Annotated in this window: 28 protein-coding genes; 26 read left to right on the plus strand and 2 right to left on the minus strand. The window is 71.0% G+C overall.

The window, feature by feature from the left end; all coding sequences use genetic code 11:
* Positions 1-90: 90 nt before the first annotated feature.
* From ACWA7K_RS09115 to arsA, 5 genes are read left to right on the plus strand one after another with little or no spacing between them, the layout of a single operon-like run.
* On the plus strand, positions 91-417 hold the full coding sequence (locus tag ACWA7K_RS09115; RefSeq protein ID WP_456167764.1) for an ArsR/SmtB family transcription factor: 327 nt from the start codon (positions 91-93) through the stop codon (positions 415-417).
* Positions 418-452: 35 nt separating this feature from the next.
* A complete protein-coding gene (locus ACWA7K_RS09120) occupies positions 453-932 on the plus strand; it encodes an ArsI/CadI family heavy metal resistance metalloenzyme (RefSeq protein ID WP_456167766.1) in 480 nt (159 codons plus the stop codon).
* 13 nt (positions 933-945) lie between these two features.
* The gene (gene arsB, locus ACWA7K_RS09125; protein ID WP_456167768.1) at positions 946-2,034 is read left to right on the plus strand and encodes an ACR3 family arsenite efflux transporter; all 1,089 of its coding nucleotides are present in this window, start codon (positions 946-948) and stop codon (positions 2,032-2,034) included.
* The gene (arsC, locus tag ACWA7K_RS09130; protein WP_456167770.1) at positions 2,031-2,471 is read left to right on the plus strand and encodes an arsenate reductase (glutaredoxin); all 441 of its coding nucleotides are present in this window, start codon (positions 2,031-2,033) and stop codon (positions 2,469-2,471) included. Before arsB ends, arsC begins: the two co-directional genes overlap by 4 nt.
* The gene (gene arsA / locus ACWA7K_RS09135) at positions 2,458-4,305 is read left to right on the plus strand and encodes an arsenical pump-driving ATPase (protein WP_456167772.1); all 1,848 of its coding nucleotides are present in this window, start codon (positions 2,458-2,460) and stop codon (positions 4,303-4,305) included. The genes arsC and arsA overlap by 14 nt, the downstream gene beginning before the upstream one ends.
* Positions 4,306-4,309: 4 nt before the next feature.
* Here arsA and arsJ read toward each other — a convergent pair whose 3' ends face one another.
* Together arsJ and ACWA7K_RS09145 are read right to left on the minus strand one after the other, a co-directional pair.
* Positions 4,310-5,575 carry an organoarsenical effux MFS transporter ArsJ gene (gene arsJ / locus ACWA7K_RS09140; protein ID WP_456167774.1) on the minus strand — a complete coding sequence of 422 codons (1,266 nt, stop codon included), beginning with the start codon at positions 5,573-5,575 and terminating at the stop codon, positions 4,310-4,312.
* Positions 5,576-5,589: 14 nt separating this feature from the next.
* The gene (locus tag ACWA7K_RS09145) at positions 5,590-6,633 is read right to left on the minus strand and encodes an ArsJ-associated glyceraldehyde-3-phosphate dehydrogenase (protein WP_456167776.1); all 1,044 of its coding nucleotides are present in this window, start codon (positions 6,631-6,633) and stop codon (positions 5,590-5,592) included.
* Positions 6,634-6,967: 334 nt separating this feature from the next.
* Between ACWA7K_RS09145 and ACWA7K_RS09150 the strand changes: the two genes are divergently transcribed.
* The 21 genes from ACWA7K_RS09150 (at position 6,968) to ACWA7K_RS09250 (ending at position 25,927) form a co-directional block, all read left to right on the plus strand.
* The gene (locus tag ACWA7K_RS09150) at positions 6,968-8,062 is read left to right on the plus strand and encodes a hydrogenase small subunit (protein ID WP_456167778.1); all 1,095 of its coding nucleotides are present in this window, start codon (positions 6,968-6,970) and stop codon (positions 8,060-8,062) included.
* A gap of 28 nt (positions 8,063-8,090) precedes the next feature.
* The gene (locus ACWA7K_RS09155) at positions 8,091-9,947 is read left to right on the plus strand and encodes a nickel-dependent hydrogenase large subunit (RefSeq protein ID WP_456167780.1); all 1,857 of its coding nucleotides are present in this window, start codon (positions 8,091-8,093) and stop codon (positions 9,945-9,947) included.
* A gap of 24 nt (positions 9,948-9,971) precedes the next feature.
* Positions 9,972-10,187: a hypothetical protein gene (locus tag ACWA7K_RS09160; protein ID WP_456167782.1), complete on the plus strand. Its 216-nt coding sequence runs from the start codon at positions 9,972-9,974 to the stop codon at positions 10,185-10,187.
* Positions 10,188-10,208: 21 nt separating this feature from the next.
* Positions 10,209-10,952, plus strand: a complete 744-nt coding sequence (gene cybH / locus ACWA7K_RS09165) for a Ni/Fe-hydrogenase, b-type cytochrome subunit (protein WP_456167784.1) — start codon at positions 10,209-10,211, stop codon at positions 10,950-10,952.
* Positions 10,949-11,578, plus strand: a complete 630-nt coding sequence (locus ACWA7K_RS09170) for a HyaD/HybD family hydrogenase maturation endopeptidase (protein ID WP_456167786.1) — start codon at positions 10,949-10,951, stop codon at positions 11,576-11,578. Before cybH ends, ACWA7K_RS09170 begins: the two co-directional genes overlap by 4 nt.
* 25 nt (positions 11,579-11,603) lie before the next feature.
* Positions 11,604-11,924 (plus strand): HypC/HybG/HupF family hydrogenase formation chaperone, encoded by a 321-nt coding sequence (locus tag ACWA7K_RS09175; protein ID WP_456167788.1) that lies wholly within the window; start codon positions 11,604-11,606, stop codon positions 11,922-11,924.
* 9 nt (positions 11,925-11,933) lie between these two features.
* On the plus strand, positions 11,934-12,452 hold the full coding sequence (locus tag ACWA7K_RS09180) for a hydrogenase (RefSeq protein WP_456167790.1): 519 nt from the start codon (positions 11,934-11,936) through the stop codon (positions 12,450-12,452).
* A gap of 28 nt (positions 12,453-12,480) precedes the next feature.
* Positions 12,481-13,398 (plus strand): hydrogenase expression/formation protein, encoded by a 918-nt coding sequence (locus ACWA7K_RS09185; protein ID WP_456167792.1) that lies wholly within the window; start codon positions 12,481-12,483, stop codon positions 13,396-13,398.
* Positions 13,395-13,637 (plus strand): rubredoxin, encoded by a 243-nt coding sequence (locus ACWA7K_RS09190; RefSeq protein WP_456167794.1) that lies wholly within the window; start codon positions 13,395-13,397, stop codon positions 13,635-13,637. Before ACWA7K_RS09185 ends, ACWA7K_RS09190 begins: the two co-directional genes overlap by 4 nt.
* 7 nt (positions 13,638-13,644) lie before the next feature.
* The gene (hybE, locus tag ACWA7K_RS09195; RefSeq protein WP_456167796.1) at positions 13,645-14,142 is read left to right on the plus strand and encodes a [NiFe]-hydrogenase assembly chaperone HybE; all 498 of its coding nucleotides are present in this window, start codon (positions 13,645-13,647) and stop codon (positions 14,140-14,142) included.
* Positions 14,143-14,146: 4 nt separating this feature from the next.
* Positions 14,147-15,268: a nickel-dependent hydrogenase large subunit gene (locus tag ACWA7K_RS09200; RefSeq protein WP_456167798.1), complete on the plus strand. Its 1,122-nt coding sequence runs from the start codon at positions 14,147-14,149 to the stop codon at positions 15,266-15,268.
* Positions 15,261-15,602, plus strand: coding sequence for a hydrogenase maturation nickel metallochaperone HypA (hypA, locus tag ACWA7K_RS09205; protein ID WP_456167800.1), 342 nt, complete (start codon positions 15,261-15,263; stop codon positions 15,600-15,602). The genes ACWA7K_RS09200 and hypA overlap by 8 nt, the downstream gene beginning before the upstream one ends.
* A 47-nt stretch (positions 15,603-15,649) precedes the next feature.
* Positions 15,650-16,630, plus strand: a complete 981-nt coding sequence (hypB, locus tag ACWA7K_RS09210) for a hydrogenase nickel incorporation protein HypB (protein ID WP_456167802.1) — start codon at positions 15,650-15,652, stop codon at positions 16,628-16,630.
* An 11-nt stretch (positions 16,631-16,641) separates the two neighbouring features.
* Positions 16,642-17,790 carry a Kae1-like domain-containing protein gene (locus tag ACWA7K_RS09215; RefSeq protein WP_456167804.1) on the plus strand — a complete coding sequence of 383 codons (1,149 nt, stop codon included), beginning with the start codon at positions 16,642-16,644 and terminating at the stop codon, positions 17,788-17,790.
* Positions 17,781-18,038: a HypC/HybG/HupF family hydrogenase formation chaperone gene (locus ACWA7K_RS09220; RefSeq protein ID WP_456167806.1), complete on the plus strand. Its 258-nt coding sequence runs from the start codon at positions 17,781-17,783 to the stop codon at positions 18,036-18,038. Before ACWA7K_RS09215 ends, ACWA7K_RS09220 begins: the two co-directional genes overlap by 10 nt.
* Positions 18,035-19,198, plus strand: a complete 1,164-nt coding sequence (gene hypD / locus ACWA7K_RS09225; RefSeq protein WP_456167807.1) for a hydrogenase formation protein HypD — start codon at positions 18,035-18,037, stop codon at positions 19,196-19,198. The genes ACWA7K_RS09220 and hypD overlap by 4 nt, the downstream gene beginning before the upstream one ends.
* A gap of 53 nt (positions 19,199-19,251) precedes the next feature.
* On the plus strand, positions 19,252-20,310 hold the full coding sequence (hypE, locus tag ACWA7K_RS09230) for a hydrogenase expression/formation protein HypE (RefSeq protein WP_456167809.1): 1,059 nt from the start codon (positions 19,252-19,254) through the stop codon (positions 20,308-20,310).
* A 52-nt stretch (positions 20,311-20,362) separates the two neighbouring features.
* Positions 20,363-21,928, plus strand: coding sequence for a sigma-54-dependent transcriptional regulator (locus ACWA7K_RS09235; RefSeq protein WP_456167811.1), 1,566 nt, complete (start codon positions 20,363-20,365; stop codon positions 21,926-21,928).
* Complete coding sequence (locus ACWA7K_RS09240; RefSeq protein ID WP_456167813.1) at positions 21,925-22,929, plus strand: NADH-quinone oxidoreductase subunit B family protein; 1,005 nt, start codon at positions 21,925-21,927, stop codon at positions 22,927-22,929. The genes ACWA7K_RS09235 and ACWA7K_RS09240 overlap by 4 nt, the downstream gene beginning before the upstream one ends.
* A gap of 10 nt (positions 22,930-22,939) precedes the next feature.
* Positions 22,940-24,430 carry a nickel-dependent hydrogenase large subunit gene (locus tag ACWA7K_RS09245; protein ID WP_456167815.1) on the plus strand — a complete coding sequence of 497 codons (1,491 nt, stop codon included), beginning with the start codon at positions 22,940-22,942 and terminating at the stop codon, positions 24,428-24,430.
* A 96-nt stretch (positions 24,431-24,526) separates the two neighbouring features.
* Positions 24,527-25,927: a sensor histidine kinase gene (locus tag ACWA7K_RS09250; RefSeq protein WP_456167817.1), complete on the plus strand. Its 1,401-nt coding sequence runs from the start codon at positions 24,527-24,529 to the stop codon at positions 25,925-25,927.
* Positions 25,928-25,939: the final 12 nt, after the last annotated feature.

Genomic DNA, 25,939 nt, shown 5'->3' on the forward strand with positions numbered 1-25,939 from the left:
TGCCACCCCTCCATAGAGGGGAACGAAGACACGTTGCCGAAGGCAACGCTGTTCTCGACATCCACCCCACATTTCGATAAGCTTGGAATCATGGATGAAAAGACCGCCGTCATCGCCCTGGCCGCCCTGGCCCAGGAAGCTCGTCTGCGCGTGTTCCGTGCGCTGGTCGGCGCCGGGCCCGAAGGCATGACGCCGGGGGCGTTGTCGGCGTTGCTGGACATCCCCGGCTCGACGCTGTCCTTCCACCTGAAGGAGCTGGCCAACGCCGGTCTGGTGGAGGTCGAACGCGACGGCCGCAATCTGCATTACCGCCCGGCGCTGGCCGCGATGGACGCCTTGATCGGCTACCTCGGCGACCACTGCTGCATGGGCCAGTCCTGCGCCGCGCCGGCTGCCCGGCGACGCAGCGTCTGCTGAACACCCTCTTGTCCCACGACGATCCGGAGCCCCGCATGAAGCGTTTCCACGTCCACCTGCATGTCGACGACCTGGCGCAGAGCGTCGCCTTCTATTCGCGCCTGTTTGCCGCCGAGCCGACCCGCGTCGAAGGCGACTACGCCAAGTGGATGCTCGATGACCCGCGCCTCAACTTCGCGATCTCCACGCGCGGTGCGAAGGCCGGCATCGACCATCTCGGCTTCCAGACCGACGACACGGCCGAGCTGGCCGAGCTGAAGGCGCGCGCCGAGTCGGCCGACCTGGCGTTGCTCGATGAAGGCCAGACGACCTGCTGCTACGCCCGCAGCGAGAAACACTGGATCACCGACCCGCAGGGCATCGCCTGGGAGCAGTTCCACACGCTGGCCGACATCCCCGTGTTCAACGAGGCTCCCGCGCCTGCAGCGGTCACCCCGGCAGCCGCCTGCTGCACCCCGACAACCCGCGGCAAGCCGATCGGCATCGCGGTGAAGTCGTCCACCGGCTGCTGCTGAGGACGCCCCGCCCATGTCGTCCACGGTCCTTCAGGCGCCCGCCGCCGCCCGCCCCGCGCCGATGAGCGTGTTCGAGCGCTACCTGACCGTCTGGGTCTTCCTGTGCATCGTCATCGGCATCGCGCTGGGCCAGTGGCTCAGCGGGCCGGTGCGTGCGATCGGCCGCATGGAGGTCGCGCAGGTCAACCTGCCGGTCGGGCTGCTGATCTGGATCATGATCATCCCGATGCTGCTGAAGGTCGACTTCGGCTCGCTGTCGCAGGTCCGCCAGCACTGGCGCGGCATCGGCGTCACGCTGTTCGTCAACTGGGCCGTCAAGCCCTTCTCGATGGCGCTGCTGGGCTGGCTCTTCGTGCGCCATGTCTTCGCGCCGTGGCTGCCGGCCGGGCAGTCCGACAGCTACATCGCCGGGCTGATCCTGCTGGCCGCCGCGCCCTGCACCGCGATGGTCTTCGTCTGGAGCCGGCTGACCGGCGGGCATCCGCTGTTCACGCTGTCGCAGGTGGCGCTGAACGACACCATCATGGTGTTCGCCTTCGCGCCGATCGTCGCGCTGCTGCTGGGCCTGTCGGCCATCGTCGTGCCGTGGGCGACGCTGGTGACCTCGGTGCTGCTCTACATCGTCATCCCGGTGCTCATCGCGCAGCTGGCGCGGCGCTGGTTGCTCGGCCGCGGCCAGGCCGCCTTCGATGCGGCGCTCGAGCGCATCGGCCCGTGGTCGATCGCGGCGCTGCTGGCCACGCTGGTGCTGCTGTTCGCGTTCCAGGGCCAGGCCATCCTCGACCAGCCGCTGGTGATCGCGATGCTGGCGGTGCCGATCCTGATCCAGGTCTTCCTCAACGCCGGACTGGCCTACTGGCTCAACCGCCGGCTGGGCGAGTCGCATGCCGTGGCCTGCCCGTCCGCGCTGATCGGCGCGAGCAACTTCTTCGAGCTGGCCGTGGCCGCCGCGATCAGCCTGTTCGGCTTCGAGTCCGGCGCCGCGCTGGCCACCGTGGTCGGCGTGCTGATCGAGGTCCCGGTGATGCTGCTCGTGGTCCGCATCGTCAACGAAAGCAAGGGCTGGTACGAGGCCGGCCTGCACACCCGGAGTCCAGCATGAGCAACAGCAACCGCACCATCACGATCTTCCACAACCCCTCCTGCGGCACCTCGCGCAACACGCTCGCGCTGATCCGCAACAGCGGCGTCGAACCCGAGGTGATCGAGTACCTGAAGACGCCGCCCGGCCGCGACCGGCTGGTCGAGCTGATCGCCGCGCTCGGCATCCCCGTGCGCGCGCTGCTGCGCGAGAAGGGCACGCCCTACGAGGAACTCGGCCTGGCCGACCCGAACTGGAGCGACGACCAGCTGATCGACTTCATGGTCGCGCACCCGATCCTGATGAACCGCCCCATCGTCGTGACGCCGCTGGGCACCCGCCTGTGCCGGCCGTCCGAGGCCGTGCTCGACATCCTGCCGACGCCGCAGCAAGGCGCCTTCACGAAGGAAGACGGCGAGGCGGTGGTCGATGCCAGCGGCCAGCGTGTCCGGCGCTGACAGCAACGGCAACGGCGCCGGTCTGGCGTCGGCACCGGGCTTCCTGACCGATCCGACCCGCCACGTCTTCTTCACCGGCAAGGGCGGCGTCGGCAAGACCTCGCTGTCGACGGCCACCGCGCTGAAGCTGGCCGATGCCGGCCGGCGGGTGCTGCTGGTCAGCACCGACGCGGCATCCAACCTCGACGAGATGCTGGGCATCGAGCTGCGCAACTCGCCCGTGCCGGTGCCCGGCGCGCCGGGGCTGTCGGTCCTCAACATCGACCCGGACCAGGCCGCCGAGTCCTATCGCCAACGTGTGCTGGCGCAGATGGACGGCGGCGCCAGTGCCGAGGAAATCGCGACGGTGCGCGAGCAGCTCTCCGGCGCCTGCACGACCGAGATCGCGTCGTTCGACGAGTTCGCGACGCTGCTGGCCGACCCGGCCGGCGGCTACGACCACGTGGTCTTCGACACCGCCCCGACCGGTCACACCTTGCGGCTGCTGAGCCTGCCCAAGGCCTGGACCGGCTTCCTGGCCGGCAACGACCGTGGCGCATCCTGCCTCGGTCCGCACTCGGGCCTGAAGATGCAGGAGGCCCGCTTCCAGGCCGCGCTCGACGCGCTGGGCGACCCGGCGCGCACGACGGTCGTGCTGGTGGCGCGCCCCGAGCCCGGCGCGATCGCCGAGGTCGCGCGGACGTCGCAAGACCTGCAGGCGCTGGGCCTGCGCAACCAGCGCCTGGCGATCAACGGCGTCTTCCACGCCAGCGACCGCAGCGACGCGGTGGCCTGCGCGATCGAGGCGGTCGGGCAACAGGCGCTCGCCGCCCTGCCCGCCGTGCTGCAGGCCCTGCCGCAGGACCGCGTGCCGCTGCGTCCGTGGGACACCGTCGGCCTGGTTGCCCTGCGCGCCCTGCTCGCCGATGGCGGAAACACCCTGGACAACGAGGGGGACGCGCCGACATCGGCACCCGGCGATCTGCCGGATCTGCCGGATCTGCCGGATCTGCCGGACCTGCCCGGGCTGGCCGCACTGGCCGATGACCTGGGCCAGGCCGGGCACGGGCTCATCATGGTCATGGGCAAGGGCGGCGTGGGCAAGACGACCGTGGCCGCTGCGCTCGCGATCGGGCTGGTCCGGCGCGGCCACTCGGTCCACCTGAGCACCACCGACCCGGCCGCCCACCTGGCGGCCACGCTGGACGGCGAGGTCGAAGGCCTGAAGCTCAGCCGCATCGACCCGAAGGCCGAGACACAGCGCTACATCGACAAGGTCATGGCGGCCCGTTCGCCCGGGCTGGACGAGGCCGCGCGGGCGCTGCTGCTGGAAGACCTGCAGTCGCCCTGCACCGAGGAGGTGGCCGTGTTCCACGCCTTCTCCCGCATCGTCGGCGAGGCCCGCAGCGCCTTCGTCGTGCTCGACACCGCGCCGACGGGGCATTCGATGCTGCTGATGGACGCCACCGGCGCGTACCACCGCCAGATGACGCGCGAATTCGAGGGCCACGGCGCGGCCCGCATCGTCACGCCGCTGATGCGGCTGCAGGACCCGGACTACACCCGGATCATCCTGGTCACGCTGCCCGAGGTGACGCCGGTCTCCCAGGCCGCCGCGCTGCAGGAAGACCTGCGCCGCGCCCGCATCGAGCCGCATGCGTGGGTCATCAACAAGAGCGTGCTGGCCGCGGGAACGCACGATCCGCTGCTGGCCGCCCGGCTGGCCGGCGAACGCCGCCAGATCGCGCGCATCGGCGCCGGCCTGGCCCGGCAGACCTGCATCGTGCCCTGGCTGACGGTGCCACCGGTGGGCGTGGCGGAGCTGGCCCGGCTGGTGACGACGACGCCGCGCTGACCGCTCAGGCCGGCGATCGTTCGCCGGACCGGGCCTCGTCCTGCCCCGACCCCGGCCGCGCCAGTTCCAGCCGCAGCGGCAGGTTCAGCGTCACCAGCCAGCAGGCCAGCAGCATCACGCCCGAGCCGAGCAGCGCAGCCATCAGGCCGCCCCATTGGTAGAGCAGGCCGGACATCAGCGTGCCGAAGAAACGTCCGAGCGCGTTGGCGGCGTAGTAGAAGCCGACGTCCTCGGCGGCCTTCTCGGAGCCGGCGTAGGCCAGCACCAGGTAGGAATGGACCGACGAGTTGACCGCGAAGGCGAAGCCGAACAGGCCCAGTCCGGCCACCACGACCCATTCGAGATGCGACACCTGCAGCGCCACCAGGCCGGCCAGTGCCAGCGGCACGACGGCCAGCAGGGCCGACCAGAGCCGCGCGGCCGGCACCTCGGTGCTCAGGCCGTCGGCGCTGCGCCGCACCAGGGCCGGGGCGCTGGCCTGCACCACGCCGTAGCCGATGGTCCACGCGGCCACGAAGCCGCTGACCATCGTGAAGGTCCAGCCCGATGAATACAGGAACACCGGCACGCCGACGACGAACCAGACGTCGCGCGCGCCGAACAGCGCCACGCGTGCAGCGGCCAGCAGGTTGATGCCCCGGTTCTTGGCGAACAGTTCCTTGGCCGACCCGGACGCCTTGCTCTTGCCCATCAGCGGCGGCACGAAGCCGACCACGCCCACGAAGACCAGCGCCAGCAGGCCCGCCATGATCCACAGGGCGACCTGGAAACCGACCGCCTGCAGCAGCAGCCCGCCCAGGAAGAAGCCGATGCCCTTCATCGCGTTCTTGCTGCCGGTGAAGAAGGCGACCCACTTGAACAGCTGACCCGACGCCTCGCCGGCCGTCGCCTTGATGGCCGACTTGCTCGCGGTCTTGGTCAGGTCCTTGGCGATGCCGCAGATGCCCTGCGCACCGACCACCCACGCGACCGACAGCGCAACCGACCAGGTCGGCGACAGCGCCGACATCAGCAGGAAGCCGGTGATCTCCGTGAACAGGCCGACGCTCAGCATCCGCTTGATGCCGTAGCGCGTGGCGAGCCAGCCGCCCACCAGGTTGGCCACCACGCCCATCGCCTCGTAGAGCAGGAACAGGAAGGCCAGCGTGAACGGCGAGTAGCCCAGCCGGTAGAAGTGCAGCAGCACCAGCATCCGCAATGCGCCGTCGGTGAGCGTGAAGCCCCAATAGGCTGCGGTGACGATCGCGTAGTTCCGTGTTCCCGTGTTCATGAGCGGTGCACCGGTCACAGGCCGCGCTGCTGCAGGTGACAGGCCAGGTCGACCATCCGGCAGGCATAGCCCATCTCGTTGTCGTACCAGGCGTAGACCTTCAGCAGGGTGCCGTCGGTGACCATCGTCGACGGGGCGTCGACGATCGAGCTGCGGGTGTCGCGGGCGTAATCGGCGCTGACCAGCGGGCGCGTCTCGTAGCCCAGGATGCCCGCCAGCGGACCGCGTGCGGCGGCCTCGAACAGCGCGTTGACCTCGTCGACGCTGGTCTCGCGCTTCATCTCGAACACGCAGTCGGTCAGCGAGGCATTGAGCACCGGCGCGCGCACGGCATGGCCGTTGAGCTTGCCCTTCAGCTCGGGGTAGATCAGCGCAATGGCGGTGGCGCTGCCGGTCGTCGTCGGCGCCAGGCTCTGCATCGCGCTGCGGGCGCGGCGCAGGTCCTTGTGGGGCGCGTCGACCACCAGGTTGGTGTTGGTCGGATCGTGGATCGTGGTGATCTGGCCGTGCCGGATGCCGATCGCCTCATGCACGACCTTGACCACCGGCGCGAGGCAGTTGGTGGTGCACGACGCGGCCGTGACGATGCGGTCGCGCGCCGGGTCGTACAGCTCGTGGTTGATGCCCACGACGATGTTGAGCACCCCGCCGACCTTGACCGGCGCGGCCACGATGACCCGCTTGGCGCCCCGGTCGAGGTGGCCCTGCAGCGTCTCGGGCGTCAGGAACCTGCCGGTGCATTCGAGCACCACGTCCACCCCCAGGTCGCCCCACGGGATCTCGGCGGCGCTGGCGTGCGACGAGAACGACAGGCGCCGGTCGTCGATGCGGACCGAGTCCTCGCCCTCGGCGGCGATGTCGGCCCGCCAGCGACCCTGCACGCTGTCGAAGGCCAGCAGGTGGGCGGTGGCCGCCGCGCCGCCCTTCAGCTCGTTGAGGTGCACGACCTCCAGCCGGTTGCCCGCGCGCGGATCGTCGCTGCCGCGCTCGGCTGCGCCCGTCGCGGCGCGCAGCGCCAGTCGGCCGATGCGGCCCATGCCATTGATGCCCACTCGCATGTCGGTTTCCTCGGGGTGCGTCGGACGCACGTTCTAACATTTCTAGATCCATCGAATCTTCCGGGGATTCCATGACAGATTCATGACGACGCCGAGCCACTGCCCCGATCCCACCCCGGTCACGCCGCGACCGGTTCGGCCGGCCCGGTGGAAGGCTCCTGACCATCCGGCCGGAAGCGCGCCCGGCGGGTCCGCCAGACGCGTCCGAAAACCCTCGTCAGATCAAGCACTTGTCGACGCAGCCCCGGACTTACCCGCAGGGCTTGATTTCCGGCATGTCTCTTGAGAACTCTCCATCGGCACACCCGGGAGCGGTGAGCGAGGAGACAAGACGATGGAGACCTTCTACGAGGTGATGCGGCGCCAGGGCATCTCGCGGCGCAGCTTTCTCAAATACTGTTCGCTGACCGCGACGTCGCTGGGGCTGTCGCCGGCCTTCGTGCCGCAGATCGCGCATGCGATGGAGACCAAGCCGCGCACCCCCGTGCTGTGGCTGCACGGGCTGGAATGCACCTGCTGCTCGGAGAGCTTCATCCGCAGCGCGCATCCGCTGGCCAAGGACGTCGTGCTGTCGATGATCTCGCTCGACTACGACGACACCCTCATGGCCGCCGCCGGTCACCAGGCCGAGGCGATCCTCGAGGAGGTGATGACGAAGTACAAGGGCAACTACATCCTGGCCGTCGAGGGCAACCCGCCGCTCAACCAGGATGGCATGAGCTGCATCATCGGCGGGCGCCCGTTCGTCGACCAGCTGCGCCACGTCGCCAAGGACGCCAAGGCCATCATCAGCTGGGGCTCGTGTGCCAGCTGGGGCTGCGTGCAGGCCGCCAAGCCCAACCCGACGCGGGCCACGCCGGTCCATCAGGTGATCACCGACAAGCCCATCATCAAGGTGCCCGGCTGCCCGCCGATCGCCGAGGTGATGACCGGCGTCATCACCTACATGCTGACCTTCGACCGCATCCCCGAGCTGGACCGCCAGGGCCGGCCGAAGATGTTCTACAGCCAGCGCATCCACGACAAGTGCTACCGCCGGCCCCACTTCGACGCGGGCCAGTTCGTCGAGCACTTCGACGACGAGTCGGCGCGGCGCGGCTACTGCCTCTACAAGGTCGGCTGCAAGGGTCCGACCACCTACAACGCCTGTTCGACGGTGATGTGGAACGAGGGCACCAGCTTCCCGATCAAGGCCGGCCACGGCTGCATCGGCTGCAGCGAGGACGGCTTCTGGGACAAGGGCTCGTTCTACGACCGCCTGACCAACATCCACGCCTTCGGCGTCGAGGCCAACGCCGACCAGATCGGCGGCACGGCGGCCGGCGTCGTCGGTGCTGCGGCGGTGGCGCATGCGGCCGTCTCGGCGATCAAGCGGGCCGGCACGAGCCCGGCCGGATCGAGCCCGGCGACCGCCGACACCGCCCGCTGAACCCCATCCATCCAGGAGACACCACGCCATGGGCGCTTACGAGACACAGGGCTTCAAGCTCGACGACACCGGCCGGCGCATCGTCGTCGACCCGGTCACGCGCATCGAGGGCCACATGCGCTGCGAGGTCAACCTCGACAGCAACAACGTCATCCGCAACGCCGTGTCGACCGGCACGATGTGGCGCGGCCTGGAGGTCATCCTCAAGGGCCGCGACCCGCGCGACGCCTGGGCCTTCGTCGAACGCATCTGCGGCGTCTGCACCGGCTGCCACGCGCTGACCTCGGTGCGGGCGGTGGAGGACGCGCTCGGCATCCGCATCCCGAAGAACGCCCACCTCATCCGCGAGATGATGGCCAAGACGCTGCAGGTGCATGACCACGCGGTCCACTTCTATCACCTGCATGCGCTGGACTGGGTCGACGTGGTGTCGGCGCTGAAGGCCGATCCGAAGAAGACCAGCGAGCTGCAGCAGCTGGTCTCGCCGTCGCACCCGCTGTCCTCGCCGGGCTACTTCCGCGACATCCAGAACCGGCTGAAGAAGTTCGTCGAGAGCGGCCAGCTCGGCCCCTTCATGAACGGCTACTGGGGCAACAAGGCCTATGTGCTGCCGCCCGAGGCCAACCTGATGGCGGTGACCCACTACCTGGAGGCGCTCGACCTGCAGAAGGAATGGGTCAAGGTCCACACCATCTTCGGCGGCAAGAACCCGCACCCGAACTACCTCGTCGGCGGCGTGCCCTGCGCGATCAACCTCGATGGCGACGGGGCTGCCGGGGCGCCGATCAACATGGAGCGGCTGAACTTCGTGAAGGCCCGCATCGACGAGATGGTGACGTTCAACAACAACGTCTACATCCCCGACGTGCTCGCGATCGGCACGATCTACAAGCAGGCCGGCTGGCTGCACGGCGGCGGCCTGTCGGCCACCAACGTGGCCGACTACGGCACCTACGAGAAGGTTGCCTACGACCCGAAGACCCAGCAGCTGCCCGGCGGCGTGATCCTGGGCGGCAACTGGGACGAGATCCACCCGATCGACCCGCGCGACCCCGAGCAGGTGCAGGAGTTCGTCAGCCACAGCTGGTATCAGTACGCCGACGAGACCAAGGGCCTGCACCCGTGGGACGGCGTGACGGAACCGCACTACGAGCTGGGCGCCAAGACCAAGGGCACGCGCACCGCCATCGACCAGATCGACGAGAGCGCCAAGTACTCGTGGATCAAGGCCCCGCGCTGGCGCGGCCATGCCGTCGAGGTCGGCCCGCTGTCGCGCTACATCCTGGCCTACGCCCATGCGAAGAAGGGCAACACCTACGCGCAGCGGCCCAAGGAACAGATCGAGCAGTCGGCTGCGGCCATCAACCACGCGATCCCCAAGGCGCTGGGCCTGCCCGAGACCACCTACACCGCCCAGCAGCTGCTGCCCACCACCATCGGCCGCACGCTGGCCCGGGCGCTGGAAAGCCAGTACTGCGCCGAGATGATGGTCGACGACTTCAACGAGCTGGTCGCCAACATCAAGGCCGGTGACCGCGCCACCGCCAACGTCGAGAAGTGGGATCCGAGCACCTGGCCGAAAGAGGCCAAGGGCGTCGGCACCGTGGCCGCGCCGCGCGGCATGCTGGGCCACTGGATCCGCATCAAGGACGGGAAGATCGAGAACTACCAGTGTGTCGTGCCGACCACCTGGAACGGCAGTCCGCGCGATGCCAAGGGCCAGATCGGCGCCTTCGAGGCCAGCCTGATGAACACGCCGATGGTCAATCCCGAGCAGCCGGTGGAGATCCTGCGCACGCTGCACAGCTTCGACCCGTGCCTGGCCTGCTCGACCCACGTGATGAGCCCGGACGGCGCCGAGCTGGCGACCGTCAAGGTGCGCTGAGAAGAACCCCATCAGGAGACACGCATGACACGCAACAAGACCTGGGCCGCCACGATCGGCCTGACGCTGGCGGGCGGCGCCTCGGCGCATGGCGGACATGGTGGGCAAGGCGGGCAAGGGCATGTGCATGACCTGTTCGCCGAGCTGTTCGGCTCGCTGCAGGTCGACCCGTCGCTGACCCTGTGGCTCGCCGTCGGCGCCATCGCCGTCGGCCTGCTGCTGGCCCGTTCGAGCCGCTGAGTGCCATCCACAGGAGGCCCCATGAACCACGCCACCCTGGACACGCCGGCCCGCCGGCTGGCCGATGCCACCGGCATCGACGACGCGGCGGTCGCGGCCGCGCCGTCGATCAAGTCGGTCTATGTCTACGAGGCCCCCGTGCGCCTGTGGCACTGGGTCAACGCGCTGGCCATCACCGTGCTCGCCGTCACCGGCTACTTCATCGGCCGGCCGCTGCCGACCGTGGCCGGCGAGGCCAGCGACCATTTCGTGATGGGCTACATCCGCTTCGCCCACTTCGCCGCCGGCTACGTGCTGGCGGTCGGTCTGCTGGGGCGGATCTACTGGGCGATCGTCGGCAACGCCCATGCCCGCGAGCTGTTCACGCTGCCCCTCTTCAGCCGGGCCTACTGGCGCGAGGTGGTGACGATGCTCAAGTGGTATGCCTTCCTGGTGCCGCAGCCGAACCAGTATGTCGGCCACAACCCGATGGCGCGGCTGGCGATGTTCACGGGCTACTTCCTCGTCACGCTGTTCATGGTCTGCACCGGCTTCGCGCTGTATGGCGAAGGCGCGCAGGCCGGTTCGTGGCAGAGCCGCCTGTTCGGCTGGGTGATCCCGCTGATGGGCCAGAGCCAGGACGTGCACACCTGGCACCGCATGGGCATGTGGTCGCTGGTGATCTTCGTGATCCTGCATGTCTACGCAGCAATCCGCGAGGACATCATGGGCCGCCAGAGCATCGTCAGCACGATGATCTCGGGCTTCCGGACCTTCAAGAGATGAGCGGCGCACCGAACCGCACCACGGTGCTGGGGATCGGCAACGTGCTGTGGGCCGACGAGGGCTTCGGCGTGCGCTGCGTCGAGGCGCTGCAGCAGCGCTGGGACCTGCAGCCCGAGGCGCAACTGATCGACGGTGGCACACAAGGGCTCTACCTGATCCAGCATGTGCAGTCGGCCCGCCACCTGCTGATCTTCGACGCGATCGACTACGGCCTGCCGCCGGGCACGCTCAAGGTCGTCGACGACGACGAGGTGCCGCGCTTCCTGGGGGCCAAGAAGATGAGCCTGCACCAGACCGGCTTCCAGGAGGTGCTGATGCTCGCGCAGCTGACCGGCCACTACCCGCAGCGCATCCGCCTGATCGGCTGCCAGCCCGAAGAGCTGGAGGACTACGGCGGCAGCCTGCGCCCGGTCGTCCGCGCGGCGATGGGGCCGGCGCTCGAACTCGGTCTGCAGACGCTGCGTGACTGGGGCCATGTCGCCGCTGAACGCCGCGCGCCGCTGGCCCAGGACGATGCGGTGACCGTGCCGACCTTGGCCCTGGGCGCCTACGAGGCCGGTCGCCCGCCGGCCGAGCAGGCCTGCCGCGTCGGCGACGACCGCTTCCTGGTGCAGGCGTCGCGCTGACCCCGCGCACGAAGGAAAGCCGCCCATGTGCATCGGACTGCCCCTGCAGGTGCTCGCCACCCGCCCCGGTTACGCCACCGTCGCCGGCCAAGGCCCGCGTGCCGTGCCACGCGAGGTCGGCACGCTGCTGGTCGACCCGCCACGGCCGGGCGACTGGCTGCTGGTCTTCCTCGACCAGGCCCGCGAAGCCATCAGTGCCGAACGGGCCGCCGAGGTCGGTGCCGTGCTGGACCAGCTCGACGCGGTGATGCAGGGCATCGAGCCGGATGCCGCCGACGCCTTCCACCTGCCCTCCGCCATCGACCCCCGCGTGCTGGCCGAGCTGACGGGCCAGACACCGAACTGAAAGCTGACGATGACCACTGACATGCTGGAACCCGTGAATGCGCCCGTGTATGCACCCGTCACCGCATCCACGCCCGCCGTCGACCCCGCCGACGGCAGCGCCCCGCTGGTCGCCCGGCTGGTGACGCAACACGGTGCGCGCTGGGCCAGCGTCGCCACGCTGGACACGCTGCTGGCCTTGCCCGGCGACCAGGTGCTGTTCTTCCACGGCGACCCGGTGCGTTTCCCCGAGGTGCTGGACGTCGCCGTCGTGCTGCCCGAACTTCAGCGCGCGGCGCCCCGGCCCTTCGCCATCGCCGTCGTCAGCCGAGCTGACGAGGACACGCTGGCGCGCCGCTACGCCAGCACGCGCTGGCCGGCGCTGGTGTTCCTGCGCGACGGCCAGTACGTCGGCGTGATCGCCGGCATGCACGACTGGACCGACTACGTCGCCCAGGTGGCTCAGATGCTGAGCCAGCCGACCCGGCGCGTGCCGGGCATCGGCATCCCGCTGGTGTCGGGCACGCCTGCGGCGTCCGGCTGCCACTGAACCATCACCCCTCTGACCAGGAATGCCGATGAACACGCGCTTCCCCGATGCCCGCCCCTTCCCGATCCCGGTCGTGGCCGAGCTGCCGCTCTTCGGCCCCGGCAGTCAGGTCGACGACGAGGACGGCACGCTCGACTACCTCGTGATGCCGCAGGGCATGAGCACCTGGGCACCGCCGCGCCTGCCCGAGCCGGAAGAGCTGGCCGGCCACGACGGCGCGATCCGCGCGCTCGATGCCGTGCTGGCCGCCGCCCGCGCGGCCGCAGCGGGTGCCATCGTCGAACCGGTCGTGCTGCAAGGCCTGCAGGCCGCCGACCTGACGCTGCTGAACCAGGTGCTGGGTGAAGGCGAGGTCAGCGCCCAGGTGCTGGCCGATCCGGACCTGCCGGGCGCACCGGTGGCGCGCATCCAGGAGTCGGTCTTTCCGGGCGTCTGGCGGGTCATCGGCACCGACGCGGCCGGCCAGTCCTACGACCACATCGAGGTCGGCGCCGTGCCGCAGGTGCTGCGCGAGGCCGCCTGGACCGACGGCCTGCGCCCCGCGCCGGTCGAGGTCAGCGCGCCGCCCAGCGTCGTCAACGCCCCGGCGCTGCGGGTCGAGCTGGACGAGCAGCGCGCGCTGCGCACGGGCCTGCCGGCCGACGCGCCGCCCCACGTCGTCAACCTGACGCTGCTGCCGGTCACGCCCGAGGACATCGGCTGGCTGGACCATCACCTGGGCACCGGCCGGGTCGTGATCCTGTCGCGTGGTTACGGCAACTGCCGCATCACCAACTGCCTGGCCGCCGGCACCTGGCGGCTCGTGTACTACAACTCGCAGGACCAGGTCATTCTCAACACCATCGAGGTCGGCCCGCTGCCCGAGGTCGCATGCGCCGCCGCCGACGACCTGCACGACAGCGTCGAGCGCCTGGCCGACGTGCTGCACTGGGTGCGCCAGTCGTGAACCCGTCCGTCGACACCGCACGCTTCGAAGGCAGTTACCTGGGCGACGCCGCCCGGCTGCCGGCCGACGCGCGGCTCGAATGCAAGATCTGCTGGTGGGTCTACGACCCCGCCCAGGGCGATGCCGTCTGGCAGATCGCGCCCGGCACCGCGTTCAGCGACCTCCCCTTGCATTGGCGTTGCCCGACCTGCGACGGCGCCGCCGACCAGTTCATGGTGATCGACACCCACGCCTCCTGAGCAGCCCATGCACCCGGTCCACGCATCCCTCGAAGCCCGCACGTCGCTGCTGCAATCGCGCTTTCGCGCCATCGCGGCCGGGCCGATGCGCGACCTGCCGCTGAACCACCCGGCGCTGCCGGTCGAGGTGATCGGCTTCGAGCCGGACCCGGCCGATCCGGCCTGGGCGGTTGGCGTGCTGCTGACGCCGTGGTGCATGAACCTGGTCCGTCTGCCCCTGCAGGACGACGTCGCCACGCTGCCGGTGGGCCGCCACGCCAGCCGCACGATCGGCGATGGCGAGGTCGCCTTCATCGGCGCGCATGACGAGGCGCTCGGCGGCTACGAGACCTGCTCGCTGTTCTCGCCGATGCAGGCCTTCGCGGACGCCAGCGCCGCCCGCGACACCGCACGCGAGGTGCTGGCGCAGCTGCGTCGCCTGGCCGTTCCCGCACGCGCCGTGGCACCCGAGCGCCAGGCCGCACCGAGCCGTCGCGGCTTCCTGTTCGGCCTGCGCGGAGCCTGAGGCGATGAGTTCACCTGACGTCTTCGGCCAGTTGCGCCTGCGCCCCGGCGTGCCCATGCCCGACGGCATCGTGGGCGGTCGTGCCGACGTCACCGAGCGGCTGTTGCGGGGCCAGACGCCGGCAGCCGCGATCGACCGAGTCGCGCTGCTGCACACGCTCTGCGCAATGGCCCATCGGCAGGTCGCGCGGCGCGCGGTCATGTTGGCCCTGACCGGTCAGGACGCCTCCCCCGACGCCACCACGCTCGACGCCCTGGCCGCTGACATCGCCCGCGAACACGCACGCCGCATCGGCCACGACTGGCCACGGGCCTGGGGTGCGGCATCGCAGGCCAAGGCGCTGGCCGGGTTGCCACGCGCTGCCGATGCGCGGGCGCTGGGCGATTGGCTGACCACTGCCTGGCTGGGCATGTCGCCCGCGCTATGGCTGCAGGACACGACACGGGCGGACGACACGATCGACATCCACGCTGCCCTCGCGGCCTTGCATCGCAGCGCACAAGCATGTCCGGAGGGCATCGCGGCGGCGCTGGCGCAAGCGGTGCAACGTGGCCTCGCGCTGCCCTTCTCGCCCGGCCCGGCCCCGTCGCCCCTGCGCCTGGACGACCCGGCGCAAGCCCGCGCGCTGGGCGATGCCATGAACACGCCCGGCTTCTGCCGCGCCCCGAGCTGGGACGGCGGTGTGCCGGACACGGGGCCCTGGAACCGCTTGGAACGGCCCTTGAAGACAACGTCAGCGGGACTGGCCGAACGCCTGCTGTCGCGCTGGATCGAGCTGCTGCGGCTGGCCTTGCCGGTCGAGACCGGCGGCTGGCGGCCGGCGCACGGTGCGGTGTCGCTGGGCGACGGTCAGGCGCTGGCCTGGGTCGAGACCTCGCGCGGCCTGCTGGCTCATCGCGTGAGCCTGGAAGGTCATGGCGACCACGCCCGCGTGGGCGGCTGGCAGGTGCTGGCGCCGACCGAATGGAACTTCTACCCGCGTGGCACGTTGGCCCATGCGTTGGGCGCCTGGCCGGCCGACCATCCGGACACGCCCGGGGGCGTGCGGCTGCTGGCCTGCGCCTACGATCCGTGCATGGCCTGCGAGATCGAGATGCCCACCGTGGAGAGCGCCCACCATGCATGAGCTGAGCCTGGCGGGCGGCATCCTGCGGCTGGTCGAGCAGACGGCGGAACGCGACCCGTTCGAGCGTGTGCGGCGCCTGCGCCTGAGCGTGCCGGCGCTGGCCGGTGTCGAGGTCCGGGCCTTGCGCTTCGCGCTCGAATCGATCGCACCGGGCACGCTGCTGGACGGCGCAACTGTCGACATCGACGAACCGCCGGGTCAGGCCTGGTGCATGAACTGTTCGACCTCGGTGACGCTGTTGCAGCGCACCGACCCGTGCCCGCAGTGCGGCGGCCATCGGCTGCACGTGACCGGCGGCACCGAGATGAAGCTGGTCGACCTGCAGGTCGATTGAGCCGATCCCTTCCACGACAACATCGACCAACACGACAGGAACCCACCATGTGCGTCGTCTGTGGCTGTGCCGGCGAGATGCGCGGCGATCAACCCGCCGTCGCGGCCAATGGCGACCTGCACTTCGGTGCCGGCGCTGCCCGCGTGTCGGTGCCCGGCATGAGCGCGAGCCGCACCATCGCGCTGGAGGCCGACGTGCTGGGCGAGAACCAGCGCCACGCCGACGCCAACCGGGCCCACTTCGCGGCCCACGGCGTGCGCGCGCTGAACCTGGTCTCCAGCCCCGGCTCGGGCAAGACCACGCTGCTGTGCGCCACCATCGCCGCGCTGCGCCAGCGCGCGCCGCAGCGTGACATCGCGGTCATCGAAGGTGACCAGCAGACCGCCCACGACGCCGACCGCATACGTGCCACCGGCGTGCCGGCCATCCAGGTCAACACCGGCAAGGGCTGCCACCTCGACGCCCCGATGGTCGCAGCGGCGTTCGGGCAGCTGCATCGGCATGAGGTGCATGGGCATCACGCTCACCACCACCATCACCACCACCACCACGATCACGACCACCATCACCACCCTCACGACACCGCCGGCTCGCTGCTGTTCATCGAGAACGTCGGCAACCTCGTCTGCCCCGCGCTGTGGGACCTGGGCGAGGCGGCCAAGGTCGCGATCCTGTCGGTCACCGAAGGCGAGGACAAGCCGCTGAAGTACCCCGACCTGTTCGCGGCCGCGTCGCTGATGGTCATCAACAAGGTCGACCTGCTGCCGCACCTGCAGTTCGACGTCGCGGCCTGCATCGCGGCGGCGCGGCAGGTGAATCCGGCCATCGAGGTGCTGCTGGTCTCGGCCACCACCGGGCAGGGGCTGGACGCCTGGCTGGACTGGTTGCTTGACGAGGACGTCGACAGCGCGACGCCCTCTGCCGCACCCGACCGGAACGCCGCCACCGCCGAGAGCCCCAACGCGCTGCTGGCCCGCATCGCCGTGCTCGAAGCCGAGCTGGCCGCCCTGCGCGCCGGCATCGCCTGAAGCGCCTCGACATGGCCCGCATCCTCGCCTCTGGCGCCTACCTGAAGAACGCCGCCGGCCTGTGGCTGGACGGCCAATGGGCCGCGTCGCCGTCCCATGGCGACCTCGGCACGCCACACGCCTGCCGGGCGCTGGAGGCCTCGCTCGAACAGCTGCTGGCACGGGCCGGCCATCGGCTCGACGCCGTCGCGCACGACCTGCATCCGGACTTCCACAGCACCCGGCTGGCCGAGGCCCTGGCCGATCGGCTGGGCGTGCCGGCCATCGGCGTGCAGCATCACCTGGCGCATGTCGGCGTCGTGCTGGCCGAACAGGCGCTGGCCGGGACACCGGTCGACGGACCGATCATCGGCCTCGTGCTGGACGGCTATGGCCGCGGCGCCGACGGCGGGGCCTGGGGCGGCGAGCTGCTGCGGGTCGACGGCGGGCGCTGGCTGCGGGTCGGTCACCTGGCCCATCTGGCGCTGCCCGGTGGCGACCGCGCCGCCCGCGAGCCCTGGCGCATGGCCAGCGCGGCCTTGCACGCGCTGGGCCGTGGCGACGAGATCGTGCCGCGCCACGCCGGCCATGTCGGCCTGGAACGCGCACATGGCCTGAAGGTGATGCTCGAACGTGGCCTGAACTGCCCGCCGACCTCCAGCGCCGGCCGCTGGTTCGACGCCGCCGCCGCCGCGCTGGGCCTGTGCTGGCAGCAGCAGGACGAGGCCGAGGCGGCGCAGGCGCTGGAGGCGCTGGCCGGTCAGCATGCGCTCGACGATCAGCGGCTCGCGCAGGACCTGTCGCCGGCCCGCGTCGTCGACGGCCGCATCGACCTGTCGCCCGTGCTGGCCGACCTGTTCGACGGCCGCGCCGAGCCGGCCCGGCTGGCGCACCACTTCCACCTCGCGCTGGCCGATGGCCTGGCCCGCGCGGCCGCACAGGCCGCTGCCGACGCCCGCACCACGACCGTCGTGCTGGCCGGCGGCTGCTTCTTCAACCGCCTGCTGTCGCGGGCCCTGACCGCGCGGCTGGCGGACCACGGCCTGCGCGTGCTGCGGCCGGTCGCCCACAGCTGCGGCGACGCGGCCCTGGCGCTCGGCCAGGCCTGGATCGCCGGCCAGCGGCTGTCCGCCGCCAGGCCACGCCCCTTCCCCCTGCCGGAGCCCTACGCATGTGCCTAGCCCTGCCCGCGCGCGTCGTCGCGCTGCTGCCCGAACAGCAGGCCCTGGTCGAACTCGGTGGCGTGCGCAAGACGGTCGACGTCGCGCTGGTCCCCGAGGCCCGCGTCGACGACTTCGTCATCGTCCACGTCGGCCATGCGATCGGCCTGATCGACCCGGAAGAGGCGGCGCGCACGCTGGCGCTGTTTGCCGAGATGGACGCCGGGCTGAATTCCCAGACTGCCGATCACCACGGAGATCCCGCATGAAATACGTCGACGAGTTCCGCGACGGTGAGCTGGCCCGCCGCATCGCCGAGCGCATCGCGGCCGAGGCCGATCCGGCGCGCGACTACCGCTTCATGGAGTTCTGCGGCGGCCACACCCACGCCATCGCCCGCTACGGCATCGCCGAGCTGCTGCCGCCGCAGGTGCGCATGATCCACGGCCCCGGCTGCCCCGTCTGCGTGCTGCCGATCGGCCGGGTCGACCAGGCCATCGACCTGGCGCTGAACCGCGGCGCGATCGTCTGCACCTACGGCGACACGATGCGCGTGCCGGCCTCGGGTGGGCTGTCGATGATCAAGGCCAAGGCCCGTGGCGCCGACATCCGGATGGTCTATTCGCCCGCCGATGCGCTGGCCGTGGCGCGCCAGCATCCGGACCGCGAGGTCGTGTTCTTCGCCATCGGCTTCGAGACCACCACGCCGCCGACCGCGCTGACGCTGCGGCGCGCGCAGGCCGAAGGGCTGGACAACTTCAGCGTGCTGGGCTGCCATGTGCTGACGCCGGCCGCGATCACGCACCTGCTCGATGCGGCCGAGGCGCGCGAGATCCGCGACACGCTCGGCGCCGTCCCGCTGGACGGCTTCGTCGGCCCGGCCCACGTCAGCATCCTGATCGGCTCGCGGCCCTACGAGGGCTTCGCGGCCGACTACCGCAAGCCCGTCGTCATCGCCGGCTTCGAGCCGCTGGACGTGATGCAGGCCATCCTGATGCTGGTGCGCCAGGTCAACGATGGCCGTGGCGTCGTCGAGAACGAGTTCGCCCGGGCCGTCACGCGCGACGGCAACCGGGCGGCCCAGGCGCTGGTGGCCGAGGTGTTCGAGCTGCGCGAGTCGTTCGAATGGCGCGGTCTCGGCGAGGTGCCGGCCAGCGCCCTGAAGCTGCGCCCGGCGCTGGCCCGCTTCGATGCCGAACGGCGCTTCGACCTGCGCTACCAGGCCGTGCCGGACCACAAACAATGCGCCTGCGGCCAGATCCTGCGCGGCGTCAAGAAGCCGACCGACTGCACGCTGTTCGGCAACGTCTGCACGCCCGATCACCCGATCGGCTCGTGCATGGTCTCCAGCGAAGGCGCCTGCGCGGCGCACTACAGCTACGGCCGCTTCCGCGACATCCCGATCCGGGTCGAAGCCGCCGCCGCCTGATCCGGACGCCGGACGCCGAACACCGTACGCAGACCGCACCAGGAGCCACGCACATGGCCTTGAAGCCCGACTACATCCGCCCGCTGGACCTGCGCCACGGCCGCATCGACATGAACCACGGCGCCGGTGGCCGGGCCAGCCTGCAGCTGATCGAGGAGGTCTTCGCGCCCGCCTTCGACAACCCCTGGCTGCGCCAGGGCGACGATGGGGCGCGCCTGCCCGCCTTGCCGGCCGGCCATGAGCTGGTGATGGCCACCGACGGACATGTCATCTCGCCGCTGTTCTTCCCCGGTGGCGACATCGGCTCGCTGGCCGTGCACGGCACCGTCAACGACGTGGCCATGCTGGGCGCGACGCCGCTCTACCTGTCGGCCAGCTTCATCCTGGAGGAAGGCCTGCCGCTGGCCGACCTGGTGAGGATCGTGCGCTCGATGGGCGAGGCCGCCCGCGCGGCCGGCGTGGCCGTCGTCACCGGCGACACCAAGGTGGTCGAACAGGGCAAGGGCGACGGCGTGTTCATCGCCACGACCGGCATCGGCGCGCTGCCGCCGGGCCGGCGCATCGGCGGGGCTCAGGCCCGGCCGGGCGATGTCGTGCTGGTCTCGGGCACGCTGGGCGACCACGGCGTGGCGGTGCTGTCGCTGCGCGAGTCGCTGGCCTTCGAGACCACGATCGAGAGCGACAGCGCCGCGCTGAACGGCCTGGTCGCCGCCTTGCTGGCCAGCGTGCCCGAAGGCGCCGTGCGCACGCTGCGCGACCCGACCCGCGGCGGCCTGGCCAGCACGCTCAACGAGATCGCCCGCCAGTCGCGCGCCGGCATCACGCTGGACGAGGCGGCCCTGCCGATCCGGCCGCAGGTCGAGGCGGCCTGCGAGCTGCTGGGGCTCGATCCGCTCTACATGGCCAACGAGGGCAAGCTGGTGGCGATCGTCGCGCCCGAGGCCGCCGATGCCGCGCTGGCCGCCTTGCGCGCGCACCCGCTGGGGGCGCAGGCCGCGCGCATCGGCACGGTCGGCGTCGACGCCCAGCACTTCGTGCAGATGCAGACCCGCTTCGGCGGCCGGCGCATGGTCGACTGGCTCAGCGGCGAACCCTTGCCGAGGATCTGCTGATGTGCCACGCGGGCCGGGCGCGGAGAATGCGCCGTCGCCCTGCCCACCCCCGATGAAGCCGCCGTACCCCGATCCCGACGAGCTGCCCAGCGTCCTGCTGGTCGACGACGAACCGCGTTCGCTCGACGCGATGCGGCGCACGCTGGACGAGGACTTCCGCGTGCTGACCGCCGGCAGCGCCGCCGAGGCGCGGCGGGTGCTGGAGGCCGAGCCGGTCGACGTCATCCTGTGCGACCAGCGCATGCCCGGCCAGAGCGGCGTCGACTTCCTGAAGGAGGCCCGTGCACGCTGGCCCGAGACGGTGCGCATCGTCATCTCGGGCTACACCGACAGCGAGGACATCATTGCCGGCATCAACGACGCCGGCATCTTCCAGTACCTGCTCAAGCCCTGGGTGCCCGACCACCTGCTGGCCACCGTGCGCCAGGCGGTCGAGGCCCGCACGCTGCGCCACGGGCTGGACCGGCTCGAACTCGACCTGCGCGCCGGCAACCCGGCGCTGCGCGCACGCCGGGCCGAACGCCAGCGCGAGGTCCGCGCCTCGTTCGACTTCCAGCGCATCGAACGCGCGCCGGGCAGTCCGCTGGACGGCCTGTGCGATCTGGCCGCGCGGGTCGCCCGCTACGACCTGCCGGTGCTGGTGCTCGGCGAGTCGGGCACCGGCAAGGAACTGCTGGCCCGCGCGATCCACGTCGCCTCGCCGCGTGCGGCCGGCCCCTTCGTGGTCGAGAACTGCGCCGCGCTGGCCGACACGCTGCTGGAGAGCGAGCTGTTCGGCCACAAGCGCGGCGCCTTCACCGGCGCGTTCGAGGACCACGTCGGTCTGTTCCAGCGCGCCCACGGCGGCACCGTCTTCCTCGACGAGATCGGCGAGACCTCGCCGGCCTTCCAGGTCAAGCTGCTGCGGGTGCTGCAGGAAGGCGAGGTGCGGCCGGTCGGGGCCTCGCGCGCCGTGCCGGTCGACGTCCGGGTGGTCGCGGCCACGCACCGGCAACTGGCCGACGAGGTGCGCGCCGGCCGCTTCCGCCAGGACCTGTACTACCGCATCGCCGGCGTGACGCTGCAGGTGCCGCCGCTGCGCGAACGGCCCGGCGACATCGTGCCGATCGCCACGCGGCTGCTGGCCGCTGTCGGCACCGAGCTGGGCCGCAGCGGACTGAGCTTCGGCCCCGATGCGCTGGCCTGCCTGCTGGCCTATCCGTGGCCCGGCAACATCCGCGAGCTGCGCAACGAGATCGCCCGCGCCATCGCGCTGAGCGACGACGACCGGATCGACGCGCATGCCTTCTCGAGCGCCGTGCTGCACGGCCAGGTCGGGCCGTCCCAGGCCGGTCTGGCCGATGCCCTGCCCGCCAGCGGCACGCTGCAGGAACGCCTCGACGCGATCGAGGCCCGGCTGCTGCGCGAGGCGCTGATCCGCCAGCGCTGGAACAAGACCCGCGTGGCCGACGAGCTGGGGCTGTCGCGGGTCGGCCTGCGCGCCAAGATGCAGCGTTTCGGGCTGGCGGACAAGCCGGGCAAGCCGGGCAACGGCGCCGAGGCCGAGGTGGACGCCGAGGTCGACGCCGACATCGACCTGAAGTCATCGCCTTCTCCTTCGCCCGCCCCATCGCCATGACCCGCCTCAACACCCTCTGGCTGCAATCGGGCGGCTGCGGCGGCTGCAGCATGTCGCTGCTGTGCGCCGACACGCCGGACTTCCAGGCCACGCTGCGGCAGGCCGGCATCGAGCTGCTGTGGCATCCGTCGCTGTCGCTGGACGGCGGCGTCGAGCTGCAGGCGCTGCTGGCCGATTGCCTGTCCGGACGCGTCCGGCTGGACGCCCTGTGCATCGAAGGCGCGCTGCTGCGCGGCCCGCACGGCAGCGGCCGTTTCCACGTGCTGGCCGGCACCGACGTGGCGATGGTCGACTGGGTCCGACAGCTCGCCGGTGTCGCGCAACATGTCGTGGCAATCGGCAGTTGCGCGGCCTGGGGCGGCGTCAGCGCGACCGGCCCCAACCCCACCGACGCCTGCGGCCTGCAGTTCGAGGACGAACACCGCAGCGGCCTGCTGGGCGCGGACTTCATCGCGCGCGGCGGCCTGCCGGTCATCAACGTGGCCGGCTGCCCGACCCATCCGGGCTGGGTCATCGACAGCCTGTCGGCGCTGGCCGCCGGGCTGCTCGGCGCGAACGACCTGGACACGCTGGGCCGGCCGCGCTTCTATGCCGACCAGCTCGTTCACCACGGCTGCACCCGCAACGAGTTCTACGAGTTCAAGGCCAGCGCGGACAAGCCGTCCGACCTCGGCTGCATGATGGAACACATGGGCTGCAAGGGCACCCAGGCCCATGCCGACTGCAACACCCGGCTGTGGAACGGCGAAGGTTCCTGCACCCGTGGCGGCTATGCCTGCGTCAGCTGCACCGAACCCGGTTTCCAGGACCCCGGCCACGCCTTCCACCAGACGCCCAAGCTCGCCGGCATACCCATCGGCCTGCCCACCGACATGCCCAAGGCGTGGTTCGTCGCGCTGGCCTCGCTGTCCAAGAGCGCCACGCCGAAGCGGGTGCGCCAGAACGCCAACGCCGACCATGTCGTGGTGCCGCCGGTGGCCCGCAAAACCCGCTTGAAGTGAAGGCGCCGACATGAGCCGCACGCTGGTCGTCGGACCCTTCAACCGCGTCGAGGGCGACCTGGAGGTGCGCCTGGAGATCGTCGACGGCCGCGTCACCTCGGCCCGCGTCAACGCGCCGATGTACCGCGGCTTCGAGCAGATGCTGGTCGGCCGCGACCCGATGGACGCGCTGTTCATCGTGCCGCGCATCTGCGGCATCTGTTCGGTCTCGCAGAGCGTGGCCGCCGCCCGTGCACTGGCCGATCTGGCCGGCGTGGTGGTGCCGCCCAACGGCCTGATCGCGACCAACCTGATGCTGGCCTGCGAGAACCTGGCCGATCACCTGACCCACTTCCACCTGTTCTTCATGCCCGACTTCGCCCGGCCGGCCCATGCGTCGCAGCCGTGGTTCGCCGAGGTCGAGCGGCGCTTCGCGGCCGGGCGCGGCGAACACGCCCGCAGCGCCACGGCCGCGCGGCAACGCTGGCTGACGCTGATGGGCACGCTCGGTGGCAAGTGGCCGCACACGCAGAGCATCCACCCGGGCGGCAGCAGCCGCGCCATCGACGCGGCCGAGCGGCTGCGCCTGATCGCCAAGGTCCGCGAGCTGCAGGCATGGTGCGAACAGACGCTGTTCGGCGCGCCGCTGGAACTGATCGCCAACCTGGCCGACGAGGACGCGCTGCAGGCCTGGGCCGACGGCCCCGGCGCGGCCAGCGACCTGGCGCTGTTCCTGCGCTGCGCCGACACGCTGGACCTGGCACACGCCGGCATCGGCCCGGGCCGCACCGTGAGCGTGGGCGCCTATCGACGGCCCGATGGTTCGCACCTGCTGGCCGCCGCCACCTGGACGGCTGACGGTGGTGTCCAGCCGCTGGACGCCGCGCGCTACGGCGCCGAACTGACCGAGGACGCCACCCACGCCTGGCTGGCCAACGCGCCTGGCGACGAGCCCCATGCGCCGCCCGCCCGCTCGCCGCGCGTCGGCCATACCCAGCCTCTGCCCGACAAGCCCGGCGCCTACACCTGGAACAAGGCGCCGCGCCTGGCCGGTCAGGTCGTCGAGACCGGCGCGGTGGCGCGCCAGCTCGCCAGCGGCCAGCCGCTGATCGAACGGGCGGTGCGGCGCGACGGCACCAGCGTGCGCACCCGCGTGCTGGCCCGCCTGATCGAGATCGCGCGCGTGCTGCCCGAGATGGTCGGCTGGCTCGCCGCGCTGCGCCCGGGCGAGCCGTGGAGCGTGCCGGTCCAGCTGCCCGAACACGGCCACGGCGTCGGCCTGACGGAAGCCGCACGCGGCGCGCTGGGCCATTGGGCGGAGGTGCGCGACGGCCGCATCGCCCGCTGGCAGATCGTCGCGCCCACCAGCATCAACTTCTCGCCCCGCGACGCGGCCGGCACGCCCGGTGCGCTGGAAGCCGCGCTGGTCGGCGCGGTGGTCGAGCCGGGCGAGACGACGCCCGTGTCGGTCCAGCACATCGTCCGGTCCTTCGACCCGTGCATGGTCTGCACGGTGCATTGATGGCTCCCCCCCTACGCGCTTCGCGCGCCCCCTCAAGGGGGCAACGCCGATGGACCGGCGAAGCCGGATCCACGGCTGATGGCTCGGTCACGCCACATGCCTGAACGCAACAGTTCCCGTTCGCTGCCCCCGCCGATGCCCGCCGGCGCCGAGGGCATCGACGAGTCGACCTGGCTGGACGTGATCCACAAGATGGACGAGGTCTACTCGCAGCTGGTCGCCGACGAGGTCGCGCTGGAGGAAAAGAACGCGCAGCTGGAGCAGTCGCAGCGTTTCATCTTCAGCCTGCTGGCCTCGATGAGCGACGTGCTGCTGGCCTGCAGCGAGGAAGGCCGCATCGAGGAAACCAACGCCGCGCTGTGCACGCTGGTCGGCCGCCATGACGCCGACCTGCGCGGCCGGCCGATGGCCGAGCTGATGTTCAGGCCGGCCGTCTCGGGCGACAGCCACGAGACAACCCCGCCGGAGGCGCGCCTGCGCTCGCTGACGCAGGCGGTGCAGGCCCGACGCGATGCGCTGTCGGTCGAGCTGGAACTGGTCGACGCGAGCGGTGCGCCAGTGCCGGTGGACTTCAACTGCACCGCCCGCTTCGACGCCGGCGGACGGCGCGTCGGCCATGTCTGGGTCGGCCGGCCGATGGGCGAGATCAAGCGGGCCTACCGCGAACTTCAGGAAGCGCATGAAGCCCTGAAGCGCACCCAGCAGCAGCTGCTGCACGCCGAGAAGATGGCCTCGCTCGGCCGGCTGGTCGCGGGGGTCGCGCATGAGCTGAACAACCCGATCAGCTTCGTGCTGGCCAACGTGCACGCGCTGCAGCGCTACAGCGAGCGATTGGGGCGTTACCTCGATGCCGTCCACGCCGGGGCCGATGCCGCCACGCTGGCCGACCAGCGCCGCGCGCTGCGCATCGACCCGATCCTGAAGGACCTGCCCTCGCTGATGGAAGGCACGCTCGAAGGCGCGCAACGCACCGCCGACATCGTGCAGGGCCTGCGCCGCTTCTCGGCCATGGACCGCGAGGAGCGTCAGGCCGTCGACCTGCACGCCGTCATCGAACGGGCGCTGCACTGGGTCGCCAAGGCCAGCCCCAGCCACCTGCGGGTCCACCGCGACCTCGGCCCGCAGGTGACGGTCAGCGGCAGCGCCGGACGCTTGCAGCAGGTGCTGATGAATCTGGTGCAGAACGCGCTGGATGCGGCCACCGCCACGCATCCGGACGCCGCCGATCCGCCCGAACTGTGGATCAGCAGCCGCATCGATCCGAGCACCCGCCAGGTCGAGATCCGCCTGCGCGACAACGGCCCGGGCATCCCGGACGAACACCTGCCGCGTGTCTTCGACCCCTTCTTCACCACCAAGCCGGTCGGCCAGGGCACCGGCCTGGGACTGTCGATCAGCTACGCAATCGTCGAACAGCACGGCGGCGACCTGCGCGCCGAAAACGCGCCGGAGGGCGGCGCGGTGTTCGTGTTGAGGTTGCCGGTGGGGGCCGGCTGAGGCTGGCGGCGG

It is taken from the genome of Leptothrix mechoopdaensis (SeqCode) (assembly GCF_053893855.1).

Excerpts from the sequence above, each read along its gene's own strand:
- ACWA7K_RS09115 (WP_456167764.1), top strand. The coding sequence starts at position 91 with ATGGATGAAAAGACCGCCGTCATCGCCCTGGCCGCCCTGGCCCAGGAA.
- ACWA7K_RS09120 (WP_456167766.1), top strand. The coding sequence starts at position 453 with ATGAAGCGTTTCCACGTCCACCTGCATGTCGACGACCTGGCGCAGAGC.
- arsB (WP_456167768.1), top strand. The coding sequence starts at position 946 with ATGTCGTCCACGGTCCTTCAGGCGCCCGCCGCCGCCCGCCCCGCGCCG.
- arsC (WP_456167770.1), top strand. The coding sequence starts at position 2,031 with ATGAGCAACAGCAACCGCACCATCACGATCTTCCACAACCCCTCCTGC.
- arsJ (WP_456167774.1), bottom strand. The coding sequence starts at position 5,575 with ATGAACACGGGAACACGGAACTACGCGATCGTCACCGCAGCCTATTGG.
- ACWA7K_RS09145 (WP_456167776.1), bottom strand. The coding sequence starts at position 6,633 with ATGCGAGTGGGCATCAATGGCATGGGCCGCATCGGCCGACTGGCGCTG.
- ACWA7K_RS09150 (WP_456167778.1), top strand. The coding sequence starts at position 6,968 with ATGGAGACCTTCTACGAGGTGATGCGGCGCCAGGGCATCTCGCGGCGC.
- ACWA7K_RS09155 (WP_456167780.1), top strand. The coding sequence starts at position 8,091 with ATGGGCGCTTACGAGACACAGGGCTTCAAGCTCGACGACACCGGCCGG.
- ACWA7K_RS09160 (WP_456167782.1), top strand. The coding sequence starts at position 9,972 with ATGACACGCAACAAGACCTGGGCCGCCACGATCGGCCTGACGCTGGCG.
- cybH (WP_456167784.1), top strand. The coding sequence starts at position 10,209 with ATGAACCACGCCACCCTGGACACGCCGGCCCGCCGGCTGGCCGATGCC.
- ACWA7K_RS09170 (WP_456167786.1), top strand. The coding sequence starts at position 10,949 with ATGAGCGGCGCACCGAACCGCACCACGGTGCTGGGGATCGGCAACGTG.
- ACWA7K_RS09175 (WP_456167788.1), top strand. The coding sequence starts at position 11,604 with ATGTGCATCGGACTGCCCCTGCAGGTGCTCGCCACCCGCCCCGGTTAC.
- ACWA7K_RS09180 (WP_456167790.1), top strand. The coding sequence starts at position 11,934 with ATGACCACTGACATGCTGGAACCCGTGAATGCGCCCGTGTATGCACCC.
- ACWA7K_RS09185 (WP_456167792.1), top strand. The coding sequence starts at position 12,481 with ATGAACACGCGCTTCCCCGATGCCCGCCCCTTCCCGATCCCGGTCGTG.
- hybE (WP_456167796.1), top strand. The coding sequence starts at position 13,645 with ATGCACCCGGTCCACGCATCCCTCGAAGCCCGCACGTCGCTGCTGCAA.
- ACWA7K_RS09200 (WP_456167798.1), top strand. The coding sequence starts at position 14,147 with ATGAGTTCACCTGACGTCTTCGGCCAGTTGCGCCTGCGCCCCGGCGTG.
- hypA (WP_456167800.1), top strand. The coding sequence starts at position 15,261 with ATGCATGAGCTGAGCCTGGCGGGCGGCATCCTGCGGCTGGTCGAGCAG.
- hypB (WP_456167802.1), top strand. The coding sequence starts at position 15,650 with ATGTGCGTCGTCTGTGGCTGTGCCGGCGAGATGCGCGGCGATCAACCC.
- ACWA7K_RS09215 (WP_456167804.1), top strand. The coding sequence starts at position 16,642 with ATGGCCCGCATCCTCGCCTCTGGCGCCTACCTGAAGAACGCCGCCGGC.
- ACWA7K_RS09220 (WP_456167806.1), top strand. The coding sequence starts at position 17,781 with ATGTGCCTAGCCCTGCCCGCGCGCGTCGTCGCGCTGCTGCCCGAACAG.
- hypD (WP_456167807.1), top strand. The coding sequence starts at position 18,035 with ATGAAATACGTCGACGAGTTCCGCGACGGTGAGCTGGCCCGCCGCATC.
- hypE (WP_456167809.1), top strand. The coding sequence starts at position 19,252 with ATGGCCTTGAAGCCCGACTACATCCGCCCGCTGGACCTGCGCCACGGC.
- ACWA7K_RS09235 (WP_456167811.1), top strand. The coding sequence starts at position 20,363 with ATGAAGCCGCCGTACCCCGATCCCGACGAGCTGCCCAGCGTCCTGCTG.
- ACWA7K_RS09240 (WP_456167813.1), top strand. The coding sequence starts at position 21,925 with ATGACCCGCCTCAACACCCTCTGGCTGCAATCGGGCGGCTGCGGCGGC.
- ACWA7K_RS09245 (WP_456167815.1), top strand. The coding sequence starts at position 22,940 with ATGAGCCGCACGCTGGTCGTCGGACCCTTCAACCGCGTCGAGGGCGAC.
- ACWA7K_RS09250 (WP_456167817.1), top strand. The coding sequence starts at position 24,527 with ATGCCTGAACGCAACAGTTCCCGTTCGCTGCCCCCGCCGATGCCCGCC.